Source organism: Stenotrophomonas sp. 80084_Sma, from assembly GCF_056481995.1.
Genome location: NZ_CM151177.1, coordinates 3743231 through 3764574, shown reverse-complemented (window position 1 = coordinate 3764574; position 21344 = coordinate 3743231). Strand labels below are relative to the sequence as shown.

The following is a 21344-nucleotide window of genomic DNA, read 5'->3' as shown; positions in this document are numbered from 1 at the left end:
GCGCGGCGGCGCACGCCAACCAAGGTTGGCGCCTACCAGGGCCGTTCGGCCCTTACTCCATCCCCAGCTTCTTCAGCTTGTAGCGCAGCGCGCGGAAGGTAATCCCCAGCTGCGCAGCCGTGCGGGTCTTGTTCCAGCGGTTCTCTTCCAGCGCGCGCTGGATGGCGCTGCGCTCCAGCTGCTCGATGTACGAGGGCAGGGCGGCACCGCCCGGCTGCAGGTCGGCCACGGCTTCTGCTGGTGCTGCGCCGCCGGGCGCTCGCGGGGCGTGCTGCGGCAGGCGCAGGTCGTCGGCACCGATGCGGTCTTCTTCGGCCAGTGCAAGCGCGCGCTCCAGAATGTTCTCCAGCTCGCGCACATTGCCCGGGAACGCATAGTGGGCCAGCGCTTCCAGCGCCGACGGCGCCAGCAGCGGGGTGGCACGGCCGTGGCTGCGGGCCAAGCGTGCCAGCACGGCGGCTGCCAGCTCCGGCAGGTCCTGGCGGCGCTCGCGCAGCGGCGGCACCTTCAGTTCGATCACGTTGATGCGGTAGTACAGGTCGTGGCGGAAGCGCCCGTCCTCGACCAGTTCGGCCAGGTCACGGTGCGTGGCCGAGAGAATGCGCACGTCCACCGGTTCTTCGTTGGCCGCACCGACCGCACGCACCGACTTTTCCTGGATCGCGCGCAGCAGCTTCACCTGCATCTGCAGCGGCAGCTCGGCCACTTCGTCCAGGAACAGGGTGCCGCCGTGTGCAGCCTGGAACAGGCCCGGCTTGTCGGCATGGGCGCCGCTGAAGCTGCCTTTGCGATGGCCGAAGAACTCGCTCTCCATCAGCTCGCCGGGAATGGCACCGCAGTTGACCGGCACGAACGGACCAGCCGCACGCGCGCCCTGGGCGTGGATGGTGCGCGCGACCAGTTCCTTGCCCACGCCCGATTCACCGAGGATGTAGACCGGTGCCTGGCTGCGCGCGACCTTGCCGATGGTGGTGCGCAGAACGTCCATGGCCGGCGAAGCGCCGAGCAGGCGTGCAGCCTGTTCGGTGGCGGGGCCGGGCGCAGGGCGTTCGGTGTTGTTGAGTTCCAGCGCGTGCTTGACCAGGCCGCGCAGCACCGAGATGTCCACCGGCTTGCTGACGAAGTCGAAGGCGCCGGCCTTCAGCGCTTCCACGGCCAGGTCCATGCTGCCGAATGCGGTGATCATCGCCACCGGTGTGCGTGGGTAGTGCTGGGCGATCTCGCTGACCAGCTCGATGCCGTTGCCATCCGGAAGGCGCATGTCGGTGATGCACAGGTCGTACGGGTTGCTGGCCAGCAGCTCGCGCGCTTCGGCCAGGTTGGCGGCAGTACTGATGCGCAGCCCCATGCGGCCGAGGGTCAGTACCAGCAGTTCGCGGATGTCGCGTTCATCGTCGACGACGAGGGCGCTGCGGGTTTCGTTCATGGGCGTGAAAGATAAACGAGGGGGCTGGAAGCGACAAATGTTTGACGCACAGATTTGGAATCAGGTGGGCAACAGCGTGTGCGGGCCGGGCAGCACCAGGCGGAAGCACGAGCCTCCTGCCGGCACCGGGATGTAGTCGAGCCGTGCCTGGTTGGCGCGGCACAACTCGCGGGCGATATACAGGCCCAGCCCGGTGCCATGCTCGGAGGTAGTGAAGAACGGACGGAACAGCTGTGCGGCCACGCTCTCGGGAATGCCCGGGCCGCGGTCCATCACGTCGATCACCGCGCTGCGCTCGTGCTGCGCCACGCGCAGGCGCACGCGCGCCGGTTGCTGGCCGATGCGGCCGTATTTCAGTGCGTTGTGCACCAGCACGGTGAGCACCTGGTACAGGTGTTTGCTGTCGACCTGCGCCATCACCGCCGTGTCGCTGATGATCGGTTCGATGCTGTCGGTTTCCAGCGTCTGGCCCTGCTTGTACTCCAGCACGAAGCGGCGCACGAAGGCGACCAGGTCGACGTTCTCGGGTGTGGCGCGCTCGCGCCGTGCCAGCCCCAGCACGCTCTCGACGATGCCGTTGGTGCGCTGGCATTGCTGGCGGATGATCTGCAGCAGGCGGCGGTCGCTTTCGTTGAAACCGGTGCCTTCCTCCAGCAGCTGCACGGCGTAGTTGATCGCCGCCAGCGGATTGCGGATTTCATGGGCGAGGCTGGCCGAGAAGCGGCCCATCGCCGACAGGGTGAGCGATTCGGCGCGCCGCGAGACCACGCTGGAGTCGTCCAGGAATACCAGCGCCAGTTCGCTGCCGGCCAGCAGGCGGGCGAAGCGCGGTTGCACTTCCGGCTGGTCGGGGTTGAGCTGCAGCGGCAGTTCGTCCTGCGCCCAGCCGTTGCGCCAGCGCTGCAGGCGGCGCGCCAGTTCCGGCGCGGCACTGGCCAGATCCAGGCGTCCCGTCTCACCGATGCCGTCGTTGTCGCCGAGCAGCATCGAGGCCGCTTCATTGGCCAGGGTGATGCGGTTGTCGGCGTCCACCACCAGCACGCCGGTGCGCATGCGGCGGATGATCAGTTCGTTGATCTGGAACAGGTTGGCCACTTCGTCGCCGCGCTGGTTGGCCAGCTGCTGGTTGCGGCGCGCGCGGTTGCCCACCTGGTAGCTGATGAAGGCCAGCGCCAGGTAGCTGGTGGCGAACATGGCCAGCTCGGCCAGCGTGCGGGTGGGGTCACCGCCTTCGAGCACCTTCCAGAGGTATTCGGTACCGGTGGCCAGGCTGGCAGCGACCGCCAGGCCCAGGCCCCAGCTCAGCGGCAGCAGGGTGGCGGCGGCGGCGATGTTGAACAGCAGCGACATCGAAATGCCGGCGCTGGCACCGGGCAGGGCATGCGCCAGCAGGGTGGCGGCGATGATGTCCACCAGCACGCTGCTGACCACGATCGGGCGCAGCCAGCGTTCGTTGCGGCCGATCGCCAGGGCCAGCAGCGACAGCAGCAGATAGATCGCCGCGACGGTATCGGCCAGACGCGGGTGATGGGCCTCGCCGACCATGCCGGACAGGGGGCTGTAGAGCAGGCCGGCGATGACCGCGGCGATCAGCACCCGGTACAGCGCGAAGAAGTACAGCTCACGCCGCGGAATCGATTCGATGCGGTCGATCAATGAAGCACTGGGTGACACGCCGGAACTCCCCTTCTGGCTGCCTGGGTCTGGAATCTGCGGCGGCCCTGCCCGGCATCCCCTGAAGCCGGGCGGGTTCGTCGCTTCTATGTGGCCCGCGGTGGAAGCCGCCGGGCAAGCCCGACACTACACACCTTGGTTGACCAGTATAGGGCCCCCGGCAGGACGCCGCCGGAGCCGCCCGGATCGCGCATTTGGCCTGCCGTGGATACCGGTGGTCAGCGCCGGCCCGGGCGCAACTGCCTGAATGGCGGTGGAAATCTGGCCGGGTGTGGCGTTTTGTACAGACTTCTTTGCGCCCCGGCGCCGGCTCGGCCACAATAGTGGGCCCGCCGCGGTCCATGCCGGCGCCCCGCCGGGGCCCTGAGGAATTGCGTGCGGTCGTTCCTATTCCCACGGTGACGCATGAATTTCCACGAATACCAGTCAAAACAACTGCTTGCCGAGTACGGCATCCCGGTCCCGGCCGGCAAGGTCGCTGCGACCCCGGACGAAGCGGTTGCCGCTGCCAACTCCCTGGGCCAGGGCCCCTGGATGGTCAAGGCGCAGATCCACGCTGGCGGCCGCGGCAAGGCTGGCGGCGTCAAGTTCTGCAAGACCACCGACGACGTGAAGGCCGCTGCGGCCAAGATGCTCGGCACCAAGATGGCCACCTACCAGACCGCTGGCGTTGAACTGCCGGTCAACCTGGTGCTGGTGACCACCGCCGGCGAGATCGTCAAGGAACTGTACCTGTCGGTGCTGGTCGACCGTGGCACCAAGACCATCACCTACATCGCCTCTTCGGAAGGCGGCGTGGAGATCGAGCAGGTCGCCGCTGAAACCCCGGAGCTGATCCACTCGCTGAACGTCGACTTCGTCGAAGGCGTGCAGGGTTACCACGGCCGTGATTTCGGCTTCAAGCTGGGCCTGACCGCCAAGCAGGCCGGCCAGTTCGCCAGCATCATGGTGAACCTGTACCGCCTGTTCAACGAAAAGGACCTGGCCCTGGTTGAAATCAACCCGCTGGCCATCCTGGACGACGGCAACCTGTACGCGCTGGACGGCAAGTTCGACAGCGACGACAACGCCGCGTTCCGCCAGAAGGCCCTGGTCGCCATGCGCGACAAGACCCAGGAAGATCCGACCGAAGTGATCGCTTCGGAACTGGACATCAACTACGTCACCATGGACGGCAACATCGGCTGCATGGTGAACGGCGCCGGCCTGGCCATGGCCACCATGGACGTCATCAAGCTCAACGGCGGCGAGCCGGCGAACTTCCTGGACGTGGGCGGCGGTGCCAACAAGCAGCGCGTCATCGAAGCCTTCAAGCTGATCCTGTCCTCGGACAAGGTCGAAGGCATCTTCGTCAACATCTTCGGCGGCATCGTCCGCTGCGACATGATTGCCGAAGGCATCATCGCCGCCGTGAAGGAAGTGGGCGTCAAGGTTCCGGTCGTGGTGCGCCTGGAAGGCACCAACGTGGAAGAAGGCAAGCAGCTCCTGCGTGACAGCGGCATGGCCATCATCCCGGCTGACAACATCAACGATGGCGCCAAGAAGATCGTTGAAGCTGTCAAGAACGCCGCCTGATACCGACACCAAGGAATTCCAATGTCTGTTTTGATCAACAAGAACACCAAGGTGATCGTGCAGGGCTTCACCGGCCAGCAGGGCACCTTCCACGCCACTCAGATGATCGAGTACGGCACCCAGGTTGTCGGCGGCGTGACCCCGGGCAAGGGTGGCACCACCCATATCGACCTGCCGGTCTTCAACACCGTTGCCGACGCCGTGCAGAGCACCGGCGCCAACGCCTCGGTCATCTACGTGCCGCCGCCGTACGCGGCTGACGCGATCCTGGAAGCCGCTGCTGCCGGCATCAAGGTCATTGTCTGCATCACCGAAGGCATCCCGGTGCTGGACATGCTGCGCGTCAAGAACGTGCTGACCCGTTCGCATCCGGACACCGTGCTGATCGGGCCGAACTGCCCGGGCGTCATCACCCCGGGTGAGTGCAAGATCGGCATCATGCCGGGCCACATCCATCAGCCGGGCAAGATCGGCATCGTGTCGCGTTCGGGCACCCTGACCTATGAAGCGGTCAAGCAGACCACCGAAGTCGGCCTGGGCCAGTCCACCTGCATCGGCATCGGTGGTGACCCGATCAACGGCCTGAACTTCGTCGACTGCCTGAAGCTGTTCAACGAAGACCCGCAGACCGAAGGCATCATCATGGTTGGCGAAATCGGCGGCGACGCTGAAGAAGCCGGCGCCGAGTACATCAAGAACCACGTGAAGAAGCCGGTCGTCGGTTTCATCGCCGGTGCGTCGGCTCCGGCCGGCAAGCGCATGGGCCACGCCGGTGCGATCGCCTCGGGCGGCAAGGGCACTGCTGAAGGCAAGTTCGCCGCGATGGAAGCTGCCGGTGTTGTCACCGTCCGCTCGCCGGGCGACCTGGGCGCTGCCATCGCCAAGCTGGTGAAATAAGATCGACTGCCTCCGGCAGACGATGCTGTAGAGCCGGCCGCTGGCCGGCTGCTGAAACAGAAAGGCCGCCTCCGGGCGGCCTTTCTGCGTCCGGCGCCCTGGCCATCCCGGCAAGCTCATCCACGCATGGCGTGGGTCTACTGAGCCGGGGCTGTCCACGCAGCGAGCGCGCCCGGCGCGCGCATGGCGCAGCGCTACAATGGCGGCATTGCAACCACAGGCTGGATTCCCATGGCTTCGATCCGCATCGCGATGGCGCAGTTCGACTTCCCGGTCGGCGACGTCGCCGGCAACACCGAGCGCATCATCGAGATGATCGGCCAGGCGCGCGACGAGTACGGCGCCGAGCTGGTGATGTTCCCCGAGCTGGCGGTGAGCGGTTATCCGCCGGAAGACCTGCTGCTGCGCCCGGGCTTCCTGTACGAGTGCGAGCAGGCAATGACGCGCATTGCCGCAGCCTGCCGCGGCATCACGGCGGTGGTCGGCTGGCCGCAGGCGGCTGGCGCGGTGGTCTACAACGCCGCCAGCGTGCTGCGCGACGGGCTGGTCGAGCAGACCTACCGCAAGCGTGAGCTGCCCAATTACGCCGTGTTCGACGAACGCCGCTACTTCGATGTTGATCCGGACGGTGGCAGCTGCGTCTTCGAGGTCAACGGCATTCCGGTGGGTTTGCTGATCTGCGAGGACCTGTGGTTCGCCGAGCCGCTGGCCGACACCGTGCGCGCCGGCGCGCAGCTGGTGGTGGTACCCAATGCCTCGCCGTACGAGCGCGGCAAGCACGCCCAGCGCGATGCGGTGCTGGCCGCACGCACCCGCGAGAGCGGGGCAGCGATTGCCTATCTCAATGTGGTTGGTGGCCAGGATGCGCTGGTGTTTGATGGCGCCTCGGTGGTGGCCGATGGTGACGGCACGGTGCACCCCGCCGCTGCCGCCTTCGTCGACCAGTGGCTGGTGGTGGAGTACGACGGCCAAACGCGCCGCTTCATGCCGCACGTGTGGATGGACGATGGCGACGAGAGCATGGACGCGCTGGCCTGGCGCGCGGTGACCCGTGGCATCCAGGATTACTGCCGCAAGAACGGTTTCAAGAAGGTCTGGCTGGGCCTGTCCGGTGGCATCGATTCGGCGCTGGTACTGGCGCTGGCGGTCGACGCGCTCGGCGCCGAGAACGTCACCGCTGTGCGCCTGCCGTCGCGCTACACCGCCGGCATGTCCAACGACCTGGCCGCCGAGCAGTGCCAGGCACTGGGCGTGAAGCTGGAAGCGGTCTCGATCGAGCCGGCGTTCAAGGGCCTGATGGAATCGCTGGCGCCCATGTTCGAAGGTACTGCGCCGGACGTGACCGAAGAGAACCTGCAGTCGCGCAGCCGTGGCGTGATCCTGATGGCACTGGCCAACAAGTTCGGTGGCCTGCTGCTGACCACCGGCAACAAGAGCGAGTACGCCGTCGGGTATGCCACCATCTATGGCGACATGTGCGGTGGCTATGCGCCGTTGAAGGACCTGTACAAGACCGAGGTGTTCGGCCTGTCCAAGTGGCGCAATACCGTGGGCGGCGCGCCGGTGATCCCGCCGGCGGTGATCAGCCGCCCGCCGTCGGCCGAACTGCGCGAGAACCAGCTGGACCAGGACTCGCTGCCGGCCTATGACGTGCTGGACGGCATCCTGTACCGCTACATCGACCAGGAGCAGTCGCGCACGGAGATCGTTGCCGCCGGTTATGACGCGGCCGTGGTCGACCGCGTGCTGCGCCTGGTGCGCATCAGCGAGTGGAAGCGGCACCAGGCCGCGCCAGGCCCGAAGGTGTCGCGCCGCGCTTTCGGTCGCGAGCGTCGCTACCCGATCAGCAACGGCTACAAGGGTTGAGGTAGCCGTTGGCAGGTAGTGCCGGCCGCTGGCCGGCAGCCCGATGCGCCGTGCATCCACGCGTGGATCTACTGCATCCGGTAGTGCCGGCCGCTGGCCGGCAACGCCGTATGCCGCGCATCCACGCATGGCGTGGATCTACCGCATCCGGTAGTGCCGGCCGCTGGCCGGCAACGCCGTATCCCGCGCATCCACGCATGGCGTGGATCTACTGCCTCCGGTAGTGCCGGCCGCTGGCCGGCAACCCGTATCCCGCGCATCCACGCATGGTGTGGATCTACTGCCTCCGGTAGTGCCGGCCGCTGGCCGGCAATCCGTATCCCGCGCATCCATGCATGGCGTGGATCTACCGCATCCGGTAGTGCCGGCCGCTGGCCGGCAACGCCGTATCCCGCGCATCCACGCATGGCGCGGATCTACTGCCTTTGGTAGTGCCGGCCGCTGGCCGGCAACCCGTATCCCGCGCATCCACGCATGGCGTGGATCTACCGGGCGTCGTCGAGCAGCTGTTCGAGGTCGGCGGTTTCCGCAGCGTCGTTGAAGTGGCCGTCCCCCAGCCGGGCTCGTACGAATGCCAGGCCATCCGCCGCCGCAGCGTCCAGCGTGCCGCGATGGTCGACCGGGTAGCGCCGGAACGCGACCGGCTCGCCGCGCAGCGCCAGGCCTGCGGCATACAGCAGGGTGGTCAGATAGGGGACGTCGCGGTCCTCGCTGCCGTGGCCCAGCATCAGCGGTTGGCTGAAACCGCGGCGCGGTACGCCGAGATAGTCGTACAGCACGGCCCAGATGCCCGGCACGCTGGTCAGCGGTGCGGTGAACATGCTGCCGGTATCCGCGCCGTCCAGCGTGGTGGCCAGTTCGCCCAGGCACTGCTCGCGTGCCACTGCCACGCGGGTGCGGCCGGTGTCGCTGAGGACGCGGTCGATCTGCGGCGCAACCTGCAGCAGACCGTGGAGCAGATACGCGTGATACGCGTTGAGCGCGCCAGGATTGGCGGTGCGGTTGTCCGGCTTCATCACCAGTGCGGTCAGCTCGACGGCGGTGGGCGTGCCGGTGGTGAAGCTGCCGCGGTAGTGCAGCGACGGGCCAGCATAGGTGGGTGCCAGATGCCCGGCAGTGAGCGCGGCGGCACCACCCTGCGAATGGCCGACCGAGACCCAGCGCGGCGACAGCGTTGCGGTGCCCAGATACTGGCGGCTGGCTTTGACGAGGTCGATGGCATTGCGCGCGGCAGTGCGCACATGCAGATAGGCATGGTCACCTGGACTGCCGAGGCCCTGGTAGTCCGCAGCAACCACCGCATAGCCCTGTGCCAGGAACTGATCGAGGAAGCGGCCGTCGCGTTCGGGTTGGTAGGGGCCGGACACCGAGGGCGCACAGCGATCCGCGATGCCCTGGGTGCCATGTGCCCAGGACACCACCGGCCAGCCGCCTGCAGGCGCCGCGCCGGCGGGCAGGTACAGCAGGCCGGTGCCTTCGGCCAGCTGGCCGCGATGATCCGGGGTGCGGTAGTGCAGCTTGTAGGCCTGCGCGGCCTTGGACGGCACCCATGACGCGCGATAGGGGGCAGCAGACAGCAGATCGCCCGGTGCGGGTGGGGCAGCCGCCACGGGGCCCGAGGACAGCGCCAGCAGGGCAGTGGCGAGGAGGCAGGCGAGGGGGCGGAAACGACGGGGTGGTGGGGTCATGGGGCGCTCCTTCACGGCCGGGATGGCCGTTGCGCCGCAGTGTGGAGGGCCTCGCCTACGCCGATTGGGACCGGCGTCGCATCCGCCGGGGATTCGTAGAATTCCTAGTGTCGTGGTCCATGGTCGCGCGAACCCTCCACGCATGGCGTGGATCTGCCGACAAAGAAAAGGCCCCTTTCGGGGCCTTCTTTTACTTCTTTTCCAGTCGCGCGTTGCGCTGGCCGGTGCTGGCGGACTTTTCGCCAGCGAACGGGTTCAGCTTGCGGATCATCCACGGGTACTTCGGCCACTTGCCTTCCAGCCACGGGTGGTCCGGCTGGTTCAGCTGCAGGACGCGGCGGGCGTCGTCGGCCAGGGTCTTGTTGCCCAGGTGGGTGTAGGAATCGGCCAGGACGGCGACGGCATCGTACTGGAACGCGCTCTGCGGATAGGTTTCCAGCAGGTAGTTGGCGCGGCCGGCGGCCGAGACCCAGGCGCCGCGGCGCATGTAGTACAGGGCGTTGTCCAGCTCATGCTGGGCGAACACGTCACGCAGCTCCAGCATGCGCTGGCGCGCATCGGCGGCGTAGCGGCTGTTCGGGTAACGGTCCACCACGATGTTGAAGTCCGAATACGCCTGGTGCGGCGTGGACAGGTCGCGGCGGCTGGCATCCAGCGACCATACGCGACGCAGGAAAACCGTACTGCGGTTGGAGTTGGCCAGGCCGCGCAGGTAGTACAGGTACGCGATGTTGCGATGGGTCGGGTAGGTACGGATGAAGCGGTCGATGCTGGACACTGCATCGTCGTGCTTGCCGGCCTTGTACTGCGCGTAGGCGGTTTCGATCATCGCCTGTTCGGTATACGGGCCGTACGGATACTGGGCCACGAGGCGGCGGAAGCTGGTTTCAGCCCCGCTCCAGTTGCCACCCTGCATCAGCTTGTGGCTCTTCTCGTACAACTGTTCGACCGGCGTCCCTTCATCGGGGCGATCGCCCTTCTTGGCGCCACGGTGGCAGCCGGTGGCGGCGATGACCAGCACCAGCAGCAGGGCGGTGAGGCGGACGGGCGCGGAGAGCATGGAGGAGCGTCGGATCATGGGGTCGAGGCGGGACGCGGCTGGAATACGAAGGGTCGATGATAGCCTAGTGTCCTGTCCAGCGACTGAAACCGGCCGCCGGGACCCCAAAATTTCAAAGAATGCCCCCTGCCATGTCTGAACAACCCTCTGAATCGGCCCGCCAGGCCATCGTCCCCGACACCGCTGCCGGCCGCCGTTTCGACGCCGTGGTGGCCGAACTGTTCCCCGAATACTCGCGTTCGCGCCTGACCGAGTGGATCAAGGCCGGGGAGGTCCTGCTGGACGGCGCCCAGGTGCGCCCGCGCGATCCGCTGCGCGGTGGCGAGCTGGTGACCCTCAACGTGGTGCTGGAAACCCAGACCGACGCCCAGCCGGAGGACATCCCGCTGGACGTGCTGTTCGAGGACGAGCACCTGCTGGTGATCAACAAGCCGGTCGGCCTGGTGGTGCACCCGGGCGCGGGCAACCACAGCGGCACCCTGGTCAACGCCCTGCTGTTCCGCGACCCGTCGGTGGCGGTGCTGCCGCGCGCGGGCATCGTGCACCGCCTGGACAAGGACACCAGTGGCGTGATGGTGGTGGCCAAGACCCTGGAAGCGCAGACCGCGCTGGTCGAGCAGCTGGCCGCACGCGACGTGCACCGCCAGTACCTGGCCATCGTGATGGGTGCGCTGGTGGCCGGCGGTACCGCCGATGCCCCGATCGACCGCCACCCGCGCGACCGCCTGAAGATGGCGGTGCGCGAGGACGGCAAGGAAGCGATCACCCACTACCGCCTGCGCGAGCGCTTCCGTGCGCACACCGCGCTGGAGTGCCGCCTGGAAACCGGCCGTACCCACCAGATCCGCGTGCACATGGCGCATGTGCGCCATCCGATCATCGGTGACCCGCTGTACGGCGGTGCGCTGAAGCTGCCCAAGGGGGCCAGCGATGAGCTGGTGGCCGCGCTGCGTGGCTTCAAGCGCCAGGCCCTGCACGCCGAGACCTTGGAGTTCACCCATCCGATCACCGGTGAGCTGGTGCGCAACACCGCGCCGGTGCCGGAGGACATGCTGCACCTGATGAAGGTGCTGCGCGAAGACAGCGAGGCCTTCGCCGCGCGCGAGCGGGACCGCTGGTGATGGCCGCCGCGCTGCCCGTGCTGCAGGCGGACTGGCTGGCGCCGCCGGGCGTCCATGCGTTGACCACGCGTCGGCACGGTGCGGGCATTTCGCCGGCGCCGTTCGCGCAGTTCAACCTGGGCAACCGGCACGCGGCCGACGGTGATACCCCAGCCAACGTAGAGCACAACCGCCAGCTGCTGCAGCAGGGGCTGGGGCTGCCCTCGACACCGCACTGGCTGCGCCAGGTGCACAGCAGCACCGTGCTGCGCTTCACCGCGCCGCCGGTGCCCGGCGCAAGCGAGCCGGTGGCCGATGCCGCAGTGACTTCGGTGCCGGGCGTGGTGCTGGCGATCCTGACTGCCGACTGCCTGCCGGTGGTGTTTGCCGCCGCCGATGGCAGTGAGGTGGGCGCGGCCCACGCAGGCTGGCGTGGCCTGGCCGACGGCATGCTGGAGGCCACCGTGGCCGCCATGCAGACGCCGCCGGCGCAGCTGCGGGCCTGGCTGGGCCCGGCCGCCGGACCGGCCGACTACGAGATCGGCGAGGAGGTCTACCACGCCTTCGTCGGCCATGATCCGGCCGCCGAGGCGGCGTTCGTTGCCACCCGCGCGGGCCACTGGAAGGTGGACCTGTTCGCGCTGGCGCGGCAGCGGTTGCAGGCGGCGGGCATGGACCCGGCGCAGGTTCATGGCGGCACGGTGTCGACCATGGCCGATCCGGACCTGTATTCGCACCGGCGCGACCGTCGCACCGGGCGCATGGCGACGCTGGCCTGGATCGCGCCCTGACCTTGCCGCTGTTCGCGCGCGTGCTGGGGCCGGCCTTCGCCACCCTGGCCGCGCCGGTGCAGGCGCTGCATGCCGCGCCGTTGCCTGCCGCTACGTGGGGCAGGCGCGCATCGTGAGGGGGCGGCACTGGCTGGTGCCGCTGCTGGCTGTGTTGGCGCGGCTGCCGAAGGACGGTGACGCGCTGCCCACCGAAGTGGCGTTCAGCGCACATGGGCAGGGCGAGCAGTGGGCGCGGCAGTTTGGCCGCTGGCCGATGGTGTCGCGGCTGTGGGCGCACGAGGGCTGCCTGCGCGAGCAGTTGGGCGCGGTGCGCTTCGAGTTTGATCTGCAGGCCCGCGAGGGTGGCATCGACTGGTCGGTGCGCCGGGTCTGGGCGTTCGGGCTGCTGCCGTTGCCGAGGCGCTGGTTTGGTGGCGTGCGTTGCCGCGAAGCCTGGCAGGGTGAGCGGTACACTTTCCTGGTCGATGTGACGCTGCCCTGGGCGGGAGCCCTGATCCGCTATGAAGGTTGGCTCGAACCGCAGTGAGGCCGCCGCCGAGGCGGGCAGCGCGGTGATCGTATTCGATGGCGTATGCGCGCTGTGCAACCGCTGGGTGCGCTTCCTGCTGCGTTTCGACCGCGCCGGGCGCTACCGCTTTGCGGCGATGCAGGGGCAGCAGGGCAGCGCGATGTTGCGCGCGCACGGGCTGGACCCGCAGGACCCGATGTCGTTCCTGCTGCTGGACGCGCAGGGTGCCTGGACCGATACCGATGCGATCCTCCGCGTGCTGGCGGGGCTGGGCGGCGCCTGGCGCCTGACCGGCGTACTACGGGCAGTGCCGCGCGGCTGGCGTGATGCCGCGTACCGCGTGCTGGCGCGCAACCGCTACCGCTGGTTCGGACGGCACGACGCCTGTCATCTGCCCGCACCGGAGCAGGCAGCGCGATTCCTGGATTGAAGGAAAAAGGGGACGGAGGGGATCAAGGCGTCTGTGCACAACTGCCTTGATCCCCTCCGTCCCCTTTTTTCCTCAACCTTCCAGCGCGTCCAGATAGCTGCGGCGCCAGTGATTGATGTCGTAGGTGCGCAGGTGATCCATCATCGCGTGCCAGCGTTCCTTGCGCCTGCTCAGTGACATCGTTGCTGCCGTGGCGATGGCGTCGGCCACGCCGTCCAGATCGTGCGGGTTCACCAGCAATGCCTGCTTGAGTTCGTCGGCAGCGCCGGCCAGCAGCGACAACACCAGCACGCCGGGATCTTCCGGGTCCTGCGACGCCACGTATTCCTTGGCCACCAGGTTCATGCCATCGCGCAACGGCGTGACCAGGCCGACCGCCGCCGCCCGGTAGAAGCCGGTGAGGGTGGCATGGGTGAAGTTCTGGTTGACGTAGCGCAGCGGCGTCCAGTCAGGTTCGGCGTGGCCACCGTTGATGTGGCCGGCGATCTGTTCCAGCTGGCTGCGCAGCTGCCGGTACTCGGTGACGTCGCCGCGCGAGACCGGGGCGATCTGCAGGTAGGTCAGCGAGCCGCGCTGGTCGGGGTGGCGCTCAAGATAGCGCTCGAAGCCAAGGAAGCGTTCGGGCAGGCCCTTGGAATAGTCCAGGCGATCCACGCCGATCGCCAGCTGGCGATCGCGCAGGCTGGCGCGCAGGTTCTTCACGGCGGCCTTGGTGGCCGCTGTGCCGGCCTGGCGTGCGATCAGCTCGGTGTCGATGCCGATCGGGAAGGCGGCGGCACGGAAGCGGCGCCCGCCCGGTGCTTCCAGCTCGCCGTTGTCGAGCACGCGGCCGCCGCCGAACAGGCGCAGGTAGGTCTGGAAGCGATCAGCGTCGCGCTGGGTCTGGAAGCCGACCAGGTCGTAGGCGTACAGCGCGGAGAACAGCCGCAGGTGGTCGGGCATCGCCTGCAGCAGGTCGGCAGACGGCATCGGGATATGCAGGAAGAAGCCTATGCGACAACCGATGCCGCGCTCGCGCAGCAGCGCACCGAGGGGGATCAGGTGGTAGTCGTGGATCCAGACGATGTCGTCCTCGCGCAGCAGTGGCGCGAGCTTGTCGGCGAACAGCGCGTTGACCTTGTGGTAGGTCTCGCGGGTGCCGCGGTCGTAGTCGACCAGATCCAGGCGGAAGTGCAGCAGCGGCCACAAGGTGCGGTTGGCGAAGCCGTTGTAGTAGCCATCGACCTCACGCTTGCTCAGGTCCATGGTGACGTAGTCGATGTCACCGTCTTTCTGCCGGTGCAGCGTGCCGCTGCCTTCCTTCACCGTCTTGCCACTCCAGCCGAACCACAGGCCACCGCGTTCCTTCAGGGCAGCCAGCAGGCCGACAGCCAGGCCGCCGGCGCGGTTCTCGCCGGGCACGGCCACACGGTTTGAAACCACGACCAGACGACTCACGATGCCTCCTGCCAGGACCGCGACAGGCGCATTGCGGCGGTGATCAGGCCGACGTGCGAATAGGTCTGCGGGAAATTACCCCAGGCCTCGCCGCTGTCGAAGGCCAGATCCTCCGACAGCAGGCCCAGGTGGTTGCGCTGCTTCAGCAGCAGCTCGAACATCTCACGTGCTTCATCCATGCGCCCGATCGCGGCCAGCGCGTCGATGTACCAGAAGGTGCAGATGGTGAAGCTGGTCTCCGGCTCACCGAAGTCATCCGGCGCGACATAGCGGTACAGCGAATTGCCATGCTTGAGGTCGCGGCCGATGGCATCGACGGTGGCGATGAAGCGGGCGTCCAGCGCGTCGATGAAACCGATATCGGCCAGCAGCAGCAGCGAGGCATCCAGCCGATGGCCGCCGAAGGTATCGGTGAAGTGGCCCAGCTCCTCGTTCCAGGATTCGGCCATGATGCGCGCGTGGATGGTGTCGGCGCGCTCGCGCCAGTAATGCGCGCGGTCGTCACGCTTCAGGCGCACGGCGATCTTGCACAGGCGGTCGCAGGCGGCCCAGCACATCGCGCTGGTGTAGGTGTGCACTTCGGTGCGGCCGCGGAATTCCCACAGGCCGGCATCGGGTACGTCGTGCAGGGCGAAGGCCTGTTCGCCCAGGGGTTCCAGGCGGGCAAAGGTGTGCGCATCACCCGGGTCCTGCAGGCGCCGGTCGAAGAACAGCTGCGTGGAGGCCAGTACCACGCTGCCGTAGACATCGTGCTGGCGCTGCACCCAGGCCAGGTTGCCGCGCCGCACCGGGCCCATGCCGCGATAACCGGACAGGCTGGGTACCTCGTCCTCGTCCAGCTTGGCCTCGAAGCCGATGCCATACAGCGGCTGCAGCGTGCCGTCGGTGGTGGCCAGGTTGAAGATGTAGCCGAGGAACTGTTCCATCGTGCGCGTGGCGCCAAGACGGTTCAGCGCCCGCACCACGAAGGCCGCGTCGCGCAGCCAGCAGTAGCGGTAGTCCCAGTTGCGCACGCTGCCGGGTGCTTCCGGAATGGAAGTGGTCATCGCCGCGATGATCGCGCCGCTGTCCTCGTACTGGCACAGCTTCAACGTGATCGCACTGCGGATGACCGCGTCCTGCCATTCCAGTGGAATGGACAGGTAGCGCACCCACTCGCGCCAGTAGTCGCGGGTGCGCTGGAAGGCTTCCTGCACGTAGCCGCTGATCGACCGATTGAGCGATTCATCCACGCCCAGGATCAGGTGGATCGGATGGTTGAGCACGAACGGCAGGCCGTCGCGCACGAAGCGCACCGGCACATCGGTGGTCAGCCGCAGCACGTGCTCGGGCAGGATCCAGCGCACATGGTTACTGCCCCAGGTCGACTCTGGCACGCGTGCGCCCCAGTCGGCCAGCGGGCGCGCACGCACGGTGATGCGCGGGCTGCCGGCCAGTGGACGCACCTGGCGGATCAGGCTGACCGGCCGGTAGAAGCGGTCGTTCTGGCGCCAGCGCGGGGCGAAATCGAGGATTTCCAATGCGCCGCCCTGCGTGTCACGCAGCACGGTGCGCAGGATCGCAGTGTTGGTGAGGTATTCCTGCTCGCTGCTCGCGAAGTCCTCCAGCTCGATGGCGAAGTCGCCGCCGGTCTGCTGGTTGGGGTCGAGCAGGGCGCAGAAGGTGGGGTCGCCGTCGAAGGTGGGCAGGCAGCTCCAGACAACGCGGGCATGTTTGTCGACCAGGGCGCCGAAGCTGCCGTTGCCGACCACGCCCAGATCAAGATCGGGTTGGGTCATCACGCGGTACATCTCGGTTGCGGCCGTGGGGGTTGGCCGGGTCAATAGGCATTCTCACGCAGCCAGGCGTGCACGCTGCGTATGTCGGGCAGCGCGAACACGGCCGCACTGGGTTCACGTTCACCCACCAGCACGCTCCAGCCATGCTGGCCGTTGGCGGCATCGAAGCCGAATTCGTCGGTGAGGTCATCACCGAGGAACACCGGCAGGCGGCCGCGGAATGGCAGGTACTGCATCATCCGGCGCACGGCACGGCCCTTGTCGGTGCCGACAGGCACGAACTCGACCACATGGTCGCCAGGCTGCAGGCGGTAGCTGGTGCGGCCACGCACGTGGCGGTCAGCGAACGCGCGGACATCGCTGGCGGCGTGCGGCGCACCGCGCCAGTGCAAGGCCAGGCCGACGCCCTTGTCTTCCACCAGCACGCCAGGATGCCCATGGGCGAAGCGCATCGCCTGCTGGTGCAGCGCGTGCAGCCATTCGGCGGTGTCGTCGTCGTGTTCGTCGCGCAGCACACGACCGTCTTCGCCACGCAGCTCATGGCCGTGCAGGCCGGCGGCGGGTAGTTGCAGGGGGGCGAACAGTTGATCCAGCTGTTCAAGCGGGCGACCACTGACCAGTGCCACGGCACCTTCCAGGCGGTCGCTGATGCGGCCGATGGCTTCACGCACATCCGGCAGCAGCTGCACGGCATCCGGGCGTGCAGCGAATTCGATCAGGGTGCCATCGACATCGAGGAACAACGCACAGGCGTCGTCCAGCAATGGCGGTGGCGGACGCAGGGGGAGCGGTTCAGCCATGACGCCCAGCTTGCCAGCGTGGGCGTGTACGCGGGGTCGAGGGCAGGCTACGGCCCTGCTTCGGTGGGTGCCGACCGTTGGTCGGCACGGCAGGTCAGCCTGCATCCAGCTCAAACAGTGCGGACCAACGGTCCGCACCCACCCAAAGCAGATCCGCACCCGGATCACGAAGTTGCCGGCCAGCGGCCGGCACTACCGTGTCGTGCGGACCAACGGTCCGCACCTACCCAATGCGATCAGAACGTATAGCGGACGCGGCCGTAGTAGTACGCGCCGTTGCTGCCGATCGGCGACAGCACGTCATACGGCAGGTTGCCGAAGTAGTGGATATCGCTGTTGGATCGATCCGGGTAGTTGTCGGTCAGGTTCTGGCCGCCGATGGCCACGCTCCAGCGCGGAGTGATGCGGTATTCGACCTCCGCATCCAGCTGCCACTCGGCCTGGTAGGTCTGGCGCGGGATGTAGCCGTCACCGAAGTTGAACACGCGGGTGGCGCTGCCGTAGCGGTTCACACGGCTGCTCAGCGACCAGTGGTCGTTGCTCCAGGCCGCAGAGAAACTACCGCGCGTGCGCGGCGTGGCGTCGGTGAGCGTGTTGGTCTCTTCGATGCCGAACAGCACGTAGTCCGGATTCAGTGCCCGCAGCTGCGCGGGCGTGGCCAGCACGTTCTTCAGCGTGGTCTTGGTGTAGGCGTAGGTGCCGGTCAGCAGCAGCTGGCCATCGCCCAGCGACTGGCGCCAGTTGCTCACCAGCTCGGCGCCGCGGGTGCGGGTATCGGCGGCGTTGACGAAGAAGCTGGCGCTCTGCAGGCCGCTGACGCCGTAGTTGGCGGCCACGTAGTCGGTCAGTGCATCGCCGGTGATGCTCTCCGACAGCGCGATGCGATCGTCGATGTCGATCTGGAAGAAGTCCAGTGACAGGTCGAAGTGCTCGCCAATTCGGCTGGTGAAGCCCAGCGAGGTATTGATCGACTTCTCCGGCTTCAGGTTCTGCGCACCGAGGCCACGCGCGATCGGGTTGTTGACCGACAACAGGCGGCCCTGCACCAGCTGGCCGCCAGCGTTGTAGCCGGTGGAGGTGGATTCGTAGCCGATCTGTGCCAGCGACGGCGCACGGAAGTTGTTGGAGATGGCACCGCGCAGCGCGAACGCCGGGGTGAATTCATAGCGCAGGCCGAGCTTGCCGGTCAGTTCACCGCCGAAATCGTCGTTGTGCTCGTAGCGCGCGGCCAGATCGGTGGAGAACTTTTCGCCGAACTGGCTCGACAGGCTGGCGTAGGCGCTGGCCACAGCACGCGACAGGGTGGCTGCATCCTGCGGGGTCAGGCCGCCACCGGCCTGCGAACCGGTCGGGCGGTCGGTGAACGGGCCGGCCGCGTAGCTGGCCGGGTCACCGGGGCGGGTCTGGTAGCGCTCGTGGCGCGCTTCCACACCCAGGCCCAGGGTGTGGCTGATGCTCTCGCTCTGGGTGAACACGCGGCTCAGGTCGAGGTTGCCCACGGTCTGTGCGTACTCGTAGTCGGCGGTCTTGAAGCGGGTCGGGCTGGTCGGGCCCAGCGAGGCGTTGAGCGAATCACGCAGGCGGTAGGTGAAGTCGTTCTGGCCGTAATCCAGGCTGCCGTCGTAGCTCCATTCGCCCCACTGCCCACGCACGCCGGCTACGGCCTGCACGTCGCGGTTCTCGCCTTCGGAGATCGGCCGGTAACCGTTCGGATAGACCTCCTTCCAGTTGGCATCGCCATCGGGGTAGCGGAAGTAGTTCGCGCCTTCGGTATCGCGCTGGTTGAAGGTGCCGAACGCGTAGAACGTCGAGGTCTGGCCCACCGGGATCTCGGTGTTCAGCCACAGGTTGATGTCCTTGCTCTTGCCATCGCCCAGCACATAGTTGCGCTTGCCCTGCAGCGCCAGGTTGCCGGGGGTCTGGTCCCACGGCGGAATCTGGTCGAAGCCGGCGCGGTTGGTGCCGTTGCGGTGCTTGTATTCCAGACCGACGCGCAGGAAGCCGCCGTCCTCGCCCAGCGAGGTGCCGACCTTGGCGCTGATGTTGCCGGTCTGGCCGTCGGTGAGGGTACGGCCGATCGGCTTGAGGTCGGTGTGGTTGGCGCCGTAGCTGGCCTCGATCTCGCCACCGTCGCCGCCGTTGTCGAGGATCACGTTGATCACACCGGCCACCGCATCCGAGCCATACAGCGCACCAGCGCCATCACGCAGTACTTCGATGCGCTTGATCGCGCTGACCGGGATCGAATTGAAATCAACCGGGGTGGTGCCCTTGCCGATCTTGCTGTCGGTGTTGACCAGCGCGGTGTGGTGGCGGCGCTTGCCATTGACCAGCACCAGCACCTGGTCCGGCGACAGGCCGCGCAACTGTGCGGCGCGCACATGGTCGGCGCCGCCGGAGTTGGACTGGCGCGGGAAGTTGAACGACGGCAACAGCGCCTGCAGCGCGCTGCCCAGCTCGCCGTTGACCACGCCGGCCTTGCGGATGTCCTCGGCGGTGAGCACATCCACCGGCGAGGTGGATTCGAGCACGGTGCGGTCGGCGGCACGGGTGCCGGTGACGATCACCGTGTCCAGGTTGGTGGCGTCCTGGGCCAGGGCCGGGACGGCGGCGGAGGACAGCGCGAGGGCGATGGCGAGGCCGAGCGGCGACGCGGGCAGGCGGACGGACATGGGGGCTCCAGCAACAACGACTACGGGGAAGGGGGAGAGATGGTTTCACTTACATCCATCCGGATGAAGCGATATATTATCTTCGCGTGATGACCGGTGCCGATGCAAGCCCCTGCCGGTCCGGCATGAGTTGATGCCCTGCTGGCATCAGCACGCCGGGCCGGTGGCGCTGTACGCTGCCGGCTCGCCTTGTCCCCCTTCCCCGGAGCTGTACCGATGAAACACCTTGGCCTCGTCTTCGCCGTGCTGCTGGCCACCAGTGGCTGCGCCAGCCTGTCCTCGCAGGCGCCCAGCGCCTATGCCACGGCCACCACCGCCGAACTGAAGGGCGATGCTGCACGCCCGTCCGCCGGCCACGGCTGGGTGCGCAGCGAGCTGTATTTCGGCGTGGGCGAGGAGCAGGGCGCCGGCAACCGCCCGCAGGCCGATACCATCAGCGAGGCGCAGTGGCGCACCTTCCTGGACAAGGAAGTCACTCCGCGCTTCCCGGATGGCCTGACCGTGTTCGATGCCTATGGCCAATGGCTGTTCCGCGGTGATGCCGCGCCCAACCGCCTGCGCACCAAGGTGCTGGTGGTGCTGCACGAGGACACCCCGCAGCGCCGTGCTGATATCGAAGCCATCCGCCTGGCGTGGAAGCAGCAGACCAAGCATCAATCGGTGCTGTGGTCGCGGCAGGCGGTCGAGGTATCGTTCTGAGTTGAAGGTGCCGCCGCGGTGCCGCAGGGAGCGATGATGAACTACAGGGAATGCCTGCTGGGCCTGGTATTGGCAGGTGTGCTGGCACCGACGGCGCAGGCGCGTGGGGACGATAGCGAAACGCTACGCTTCCAGGTGGCCGCGCATGTGCAGGCGCATGCCGATCCCCAGCAGGACGGCAGCATCGCAGTGCAGCTGTCACCGTCAGGCAAGCGCCAGACGCTGGCGGGTGCGGCGGATGCCGATGGCAATTCGCGCTGGTCGCTGGAAGACGTCGATTTCGATGGATACCCGGAACTGGTCGCGCGTGCATCGGTGGGCATGGTCAACGAGGCGGTGGCGGTGTACCGCTTCGACCCGGCCAGTGCCGGGTTCCGCGCGCTGCAGGCCGACACCCACGGCAAGGACAGTTGCGGTGACCTGATGGGGTTGAGCGTGGATGCTGTCACTCGAACCCTGACCAGCAGCTGCCGCAGTGGCCCGATGTGGTACGCCGACCAGTACCGGTTTGCAGGTGCGAAGCTCTATCTCTACCGCAGCGAAAGCGTGCTGATGCTGGGCGACACGGTGAACGCCGCGTTGCAATGGGAACAGAGCGACGAGCAGGGCCCGTTGGCGGTCTGGCGTACCTATGATCCCGCCGGTCGTGTGCTGGAGACCGCCATCGCTGATGGCCTGGGCGCACCGCCGAATGGGCCGCTGCGTGGCCAGCAGGCCACCGTGGTGCCAGCGCGCCTGTTCCTGTTCGACCGACCCGGTGCATCCAGCACCAAGCGTTATCTGGTGCAGGGCGACCGTGCGGAAATGCTGGATGAACAGGATGGCTGGATGAAGCTGCGCTACCGCAATCCGAAGCTGGGCGCGGTGGAAGGTTGGATCAACGTCAACGATTGAAGGAAAAAGGGGACGGAGGGAATTAAGTCGTTTGTGCCGTTAACGACTT

The 21344-nt window shown here is 67.3% G+C and carries 16 protein-coding genes and 1 pseudogene; 9 read left to right on the top strand and 8 right to left on the bottom strand.

Annotated features, from left to right (window positions below):
• Window positions 1–52: 52 nt before the first annotated feature.
• A complete protein-coding gene (locus tag ACZK3W_RS17385) occupies window positions 53–1426 on the bottom strand; it encodes a sigma-54-dependent transcriptional regulator (protein ID WP_032128822.1) in 1374 nt (457 codons plus the stop codon).
• Window positions 1427–1486: 60 nt separating this feature from the next.
• Window positions 1487–3100, bottom strand: coding sequence for a sensor histidine kinase (locus tag ACZK3W_RS17380; RefSeq protein WP_049401617.1), 1614 nt, complete (start codon window positions 3098–3100; stop codon window positions 1487–1489).
• A gap of 405 nt (window positions 3101–3505) precedes the next feature.
• Here ACZK3W_RS17380 and sucC point away from each other — a divergent pair, with 405 nt between their 5' ends.
• The 3 genes from sucC (at window position 3506) to ACZK3W_RS17365 (ending at window position 7438) form a co-directional block, all read left to right on the top strand.
• Window positions 3506–4675, top strand: a complete 1170-nt coding sequence (gene sucC / locus ACZK3W_RS17375; RefSeq protein ID WP_004154430.1) for an ADP-forming succinate--CoA ligase subunit beta — start codon at window positions 3506–3508, stop codon at window positions 4673–4675.
• Between the two features lie 21 nt (window positions 4676–4696).
• Window positions 4697–5572, top strand: a complete 876-nt coding sequence (gene sucD / locus ACZK3W_RS17370; protein ID WP_005410793.1) for a succinate--CoA ligase subunit alpha — start codon at window positions 4697–4699, stop codon at window positions 5570–5572.
• 231 nt (window positions 5573–5803) lie between these two features.
• Entirely contained in the window at window positions 5804–7438 is a 1635-nt protein-coding gene (locus ACZK3W_RS17365) for an NAD+ synthase (RefSeq protein WP_049403035.1), read from the top strand.
• A 485-nt stretch (window positions 7439–7923) separates the two neighbouring features.
• On the opposite strand, the gene ACZK3W_RS17360 is transcribed toward ACZK3W_RS17365, so the two are convergent.
• Both ACZK3W_RS17360 and ACZK3W_RS17355 read right to left on the bottom strand, forming a co-directional pair.
• A complete protein-coding gene (locus ACZK3W_RS17360) occupies window positions 7924–9126 on the bottom strand; it encodes a lipase family protein (protein ID WP_197615814.1) in 1203 nt (400 codons plus the stop codon).
• Window positions 9127–9316: 190 nt separating this feature from the next.
• Complete coding sequence (locus ACZK3W_RS17355; protein ID WP_024956778.1) at window positions 9317–10204, bottom strand: outer membrane protein assembly factor BamD; 888 nt, start codon at window positions 10202–10204, stop codon at window positions 9317–9319.
• 113 nt (window positions 10205–10317) lie between these two features.
• Here ACZK3W_RS17355 and rluD point away from each other — a divergent pair, with 113 nt between their 5' ends.
• From rluD to ACZK3W_RS17335, 4 genes and pseudogenes are all read left to right on the top strand, one after another.
• Window positions 10318–11307 carry a 23S rRNA pseudouridine(1911/1915/1917) synthase RluD gene (rluD, locus tag ACZK3W_RS17350; protein WP_197615813.1) on the top strand — a complete coding sequence of 330 codons (990 nt, stop codon included), beginning with the start codon at window positions 10318–10320 and terminating at the stop codon, window positions 11305–11307.
• A complete protein-coding gene (gene pgeF, locus ACZK3W_RS17345) occupies window positions 11307–12077 on the top strand; it encodes a peptidoglycan editing factor PgeF (protein ID WP_012481092.1) in 771 nt (256 codons plus the stop codon). Before rluD ends, pgeF begins: the two co-directional genes overlap by 1 nt.
• A 2-nt stretch (window positions 12078–12079) precedes the next feature.
• Window positions 12080–12603 (top strand): annotated as a pseudogene (locus ACZK3W_RS17340) (DUF4166 domain-containing protein).
• Window positions 12578–13015, top strand: a complete 438-nt coding sequence (locus ACZK3W_RS17335; protein WP_005410786.1) for a thiol-disulfide oxidoreductase DCC family protein — start codon at window positions 12578–12580, stop codon at window positions 13013–13015. The pseudogene ACZK3W_RS17340 and the gene ACZK3W_RS17335 overlap by 26 nt, the downstream one beginning before the upstream one ends.
• Window positions 13016–13087: 72 nt before the next feature.
• Here ACZK3W_RS17335 and otsA read toward each other — a convergent pair whose 3' ends face one another.
• The 4 genes from otsA to ACZK3W_RS17315 form a co-directional block, all read right to left on the bottom strand.
• Window positions 13088–14452 (bottom strand): alpha,alpha-trehalose-phosphate synthase (UDP-forming), encoded by a 1365-nt coding sequence (otsA, locus tag ACZK3W_RS17330; protein WP_005410785.1) that lies wholly within the window; start codon window positions 14450–14452, stop codon window positions 13088–13090.
• Complete coding sequence (locus tag ACZK3W_RS17325) at window positions 14449–16230, bottom strand: glycoside hydrolase family 15 protein (RefSeq protein ID WP_197615812.1); 1782 nt, start codon at window positions 16228–16230, stop codon at window positions 14449–14451. The genes otsA and ACZK3W_RS17325 overlap by 4 nt, the downstream gene beginning before the upstream one ends.
• 41 nt (window positions 16231–16271) lie before the next feature.
• Window positions 16272–17030, bottom strand: a complete 759-nt coding sequence (otsB, locus tag ACZK3W_RS17320) for a trehalose-phosphatase (RefSeq protein ID WP_005410783.1) — start codon at window positions 17028–17030, stop codon at window positions 16272–16274.
• Window positions 17031–17266: 236 nt separating this feature from the next.
• Window positions 17267–19702, bottom strand: coding sequence for a TonB-dependent receptor domain-containing protein (locus ACZK3W_RS17315; protein ID WP_197615811.1), 2436 nt, complete (start codon window positions 19700–19702; stop codon window positions 17267–17269).
• A 216-nt stretch (window positions 19703–19918) separates the two neighbouring features.
• On the opposite strand from ACZK3W_RS17315, the gene ACZK3W_RS17310 reads away from it, so the two are divergent.
• Window positions 19919–20401: a DUF3574 domain-containing protein gene (locus ACZK3W_RS17310; RefSeq protein ID WP_197615810.1), complete on the top strand. Its 483-nt coding sequence runs from the start codon at window positions 19919–19921 to the stop codon at window positions 20399–20401.
• A gap of 36 nt (window positions 20402–20437) precedes the next feature.
• On the top strand, window positions 20438–21295 hold the full coding sequence (locus ACZK3W_RS17305) for an XAC2610-related protein (RefSeq protein WP_197615809.1): 858 nt from the start codon (window positions 20438–20440) through the stop codon (window positions 21293–21295).
• Window positions 21296–21344 lie beyond the last annotated feature (49 nt).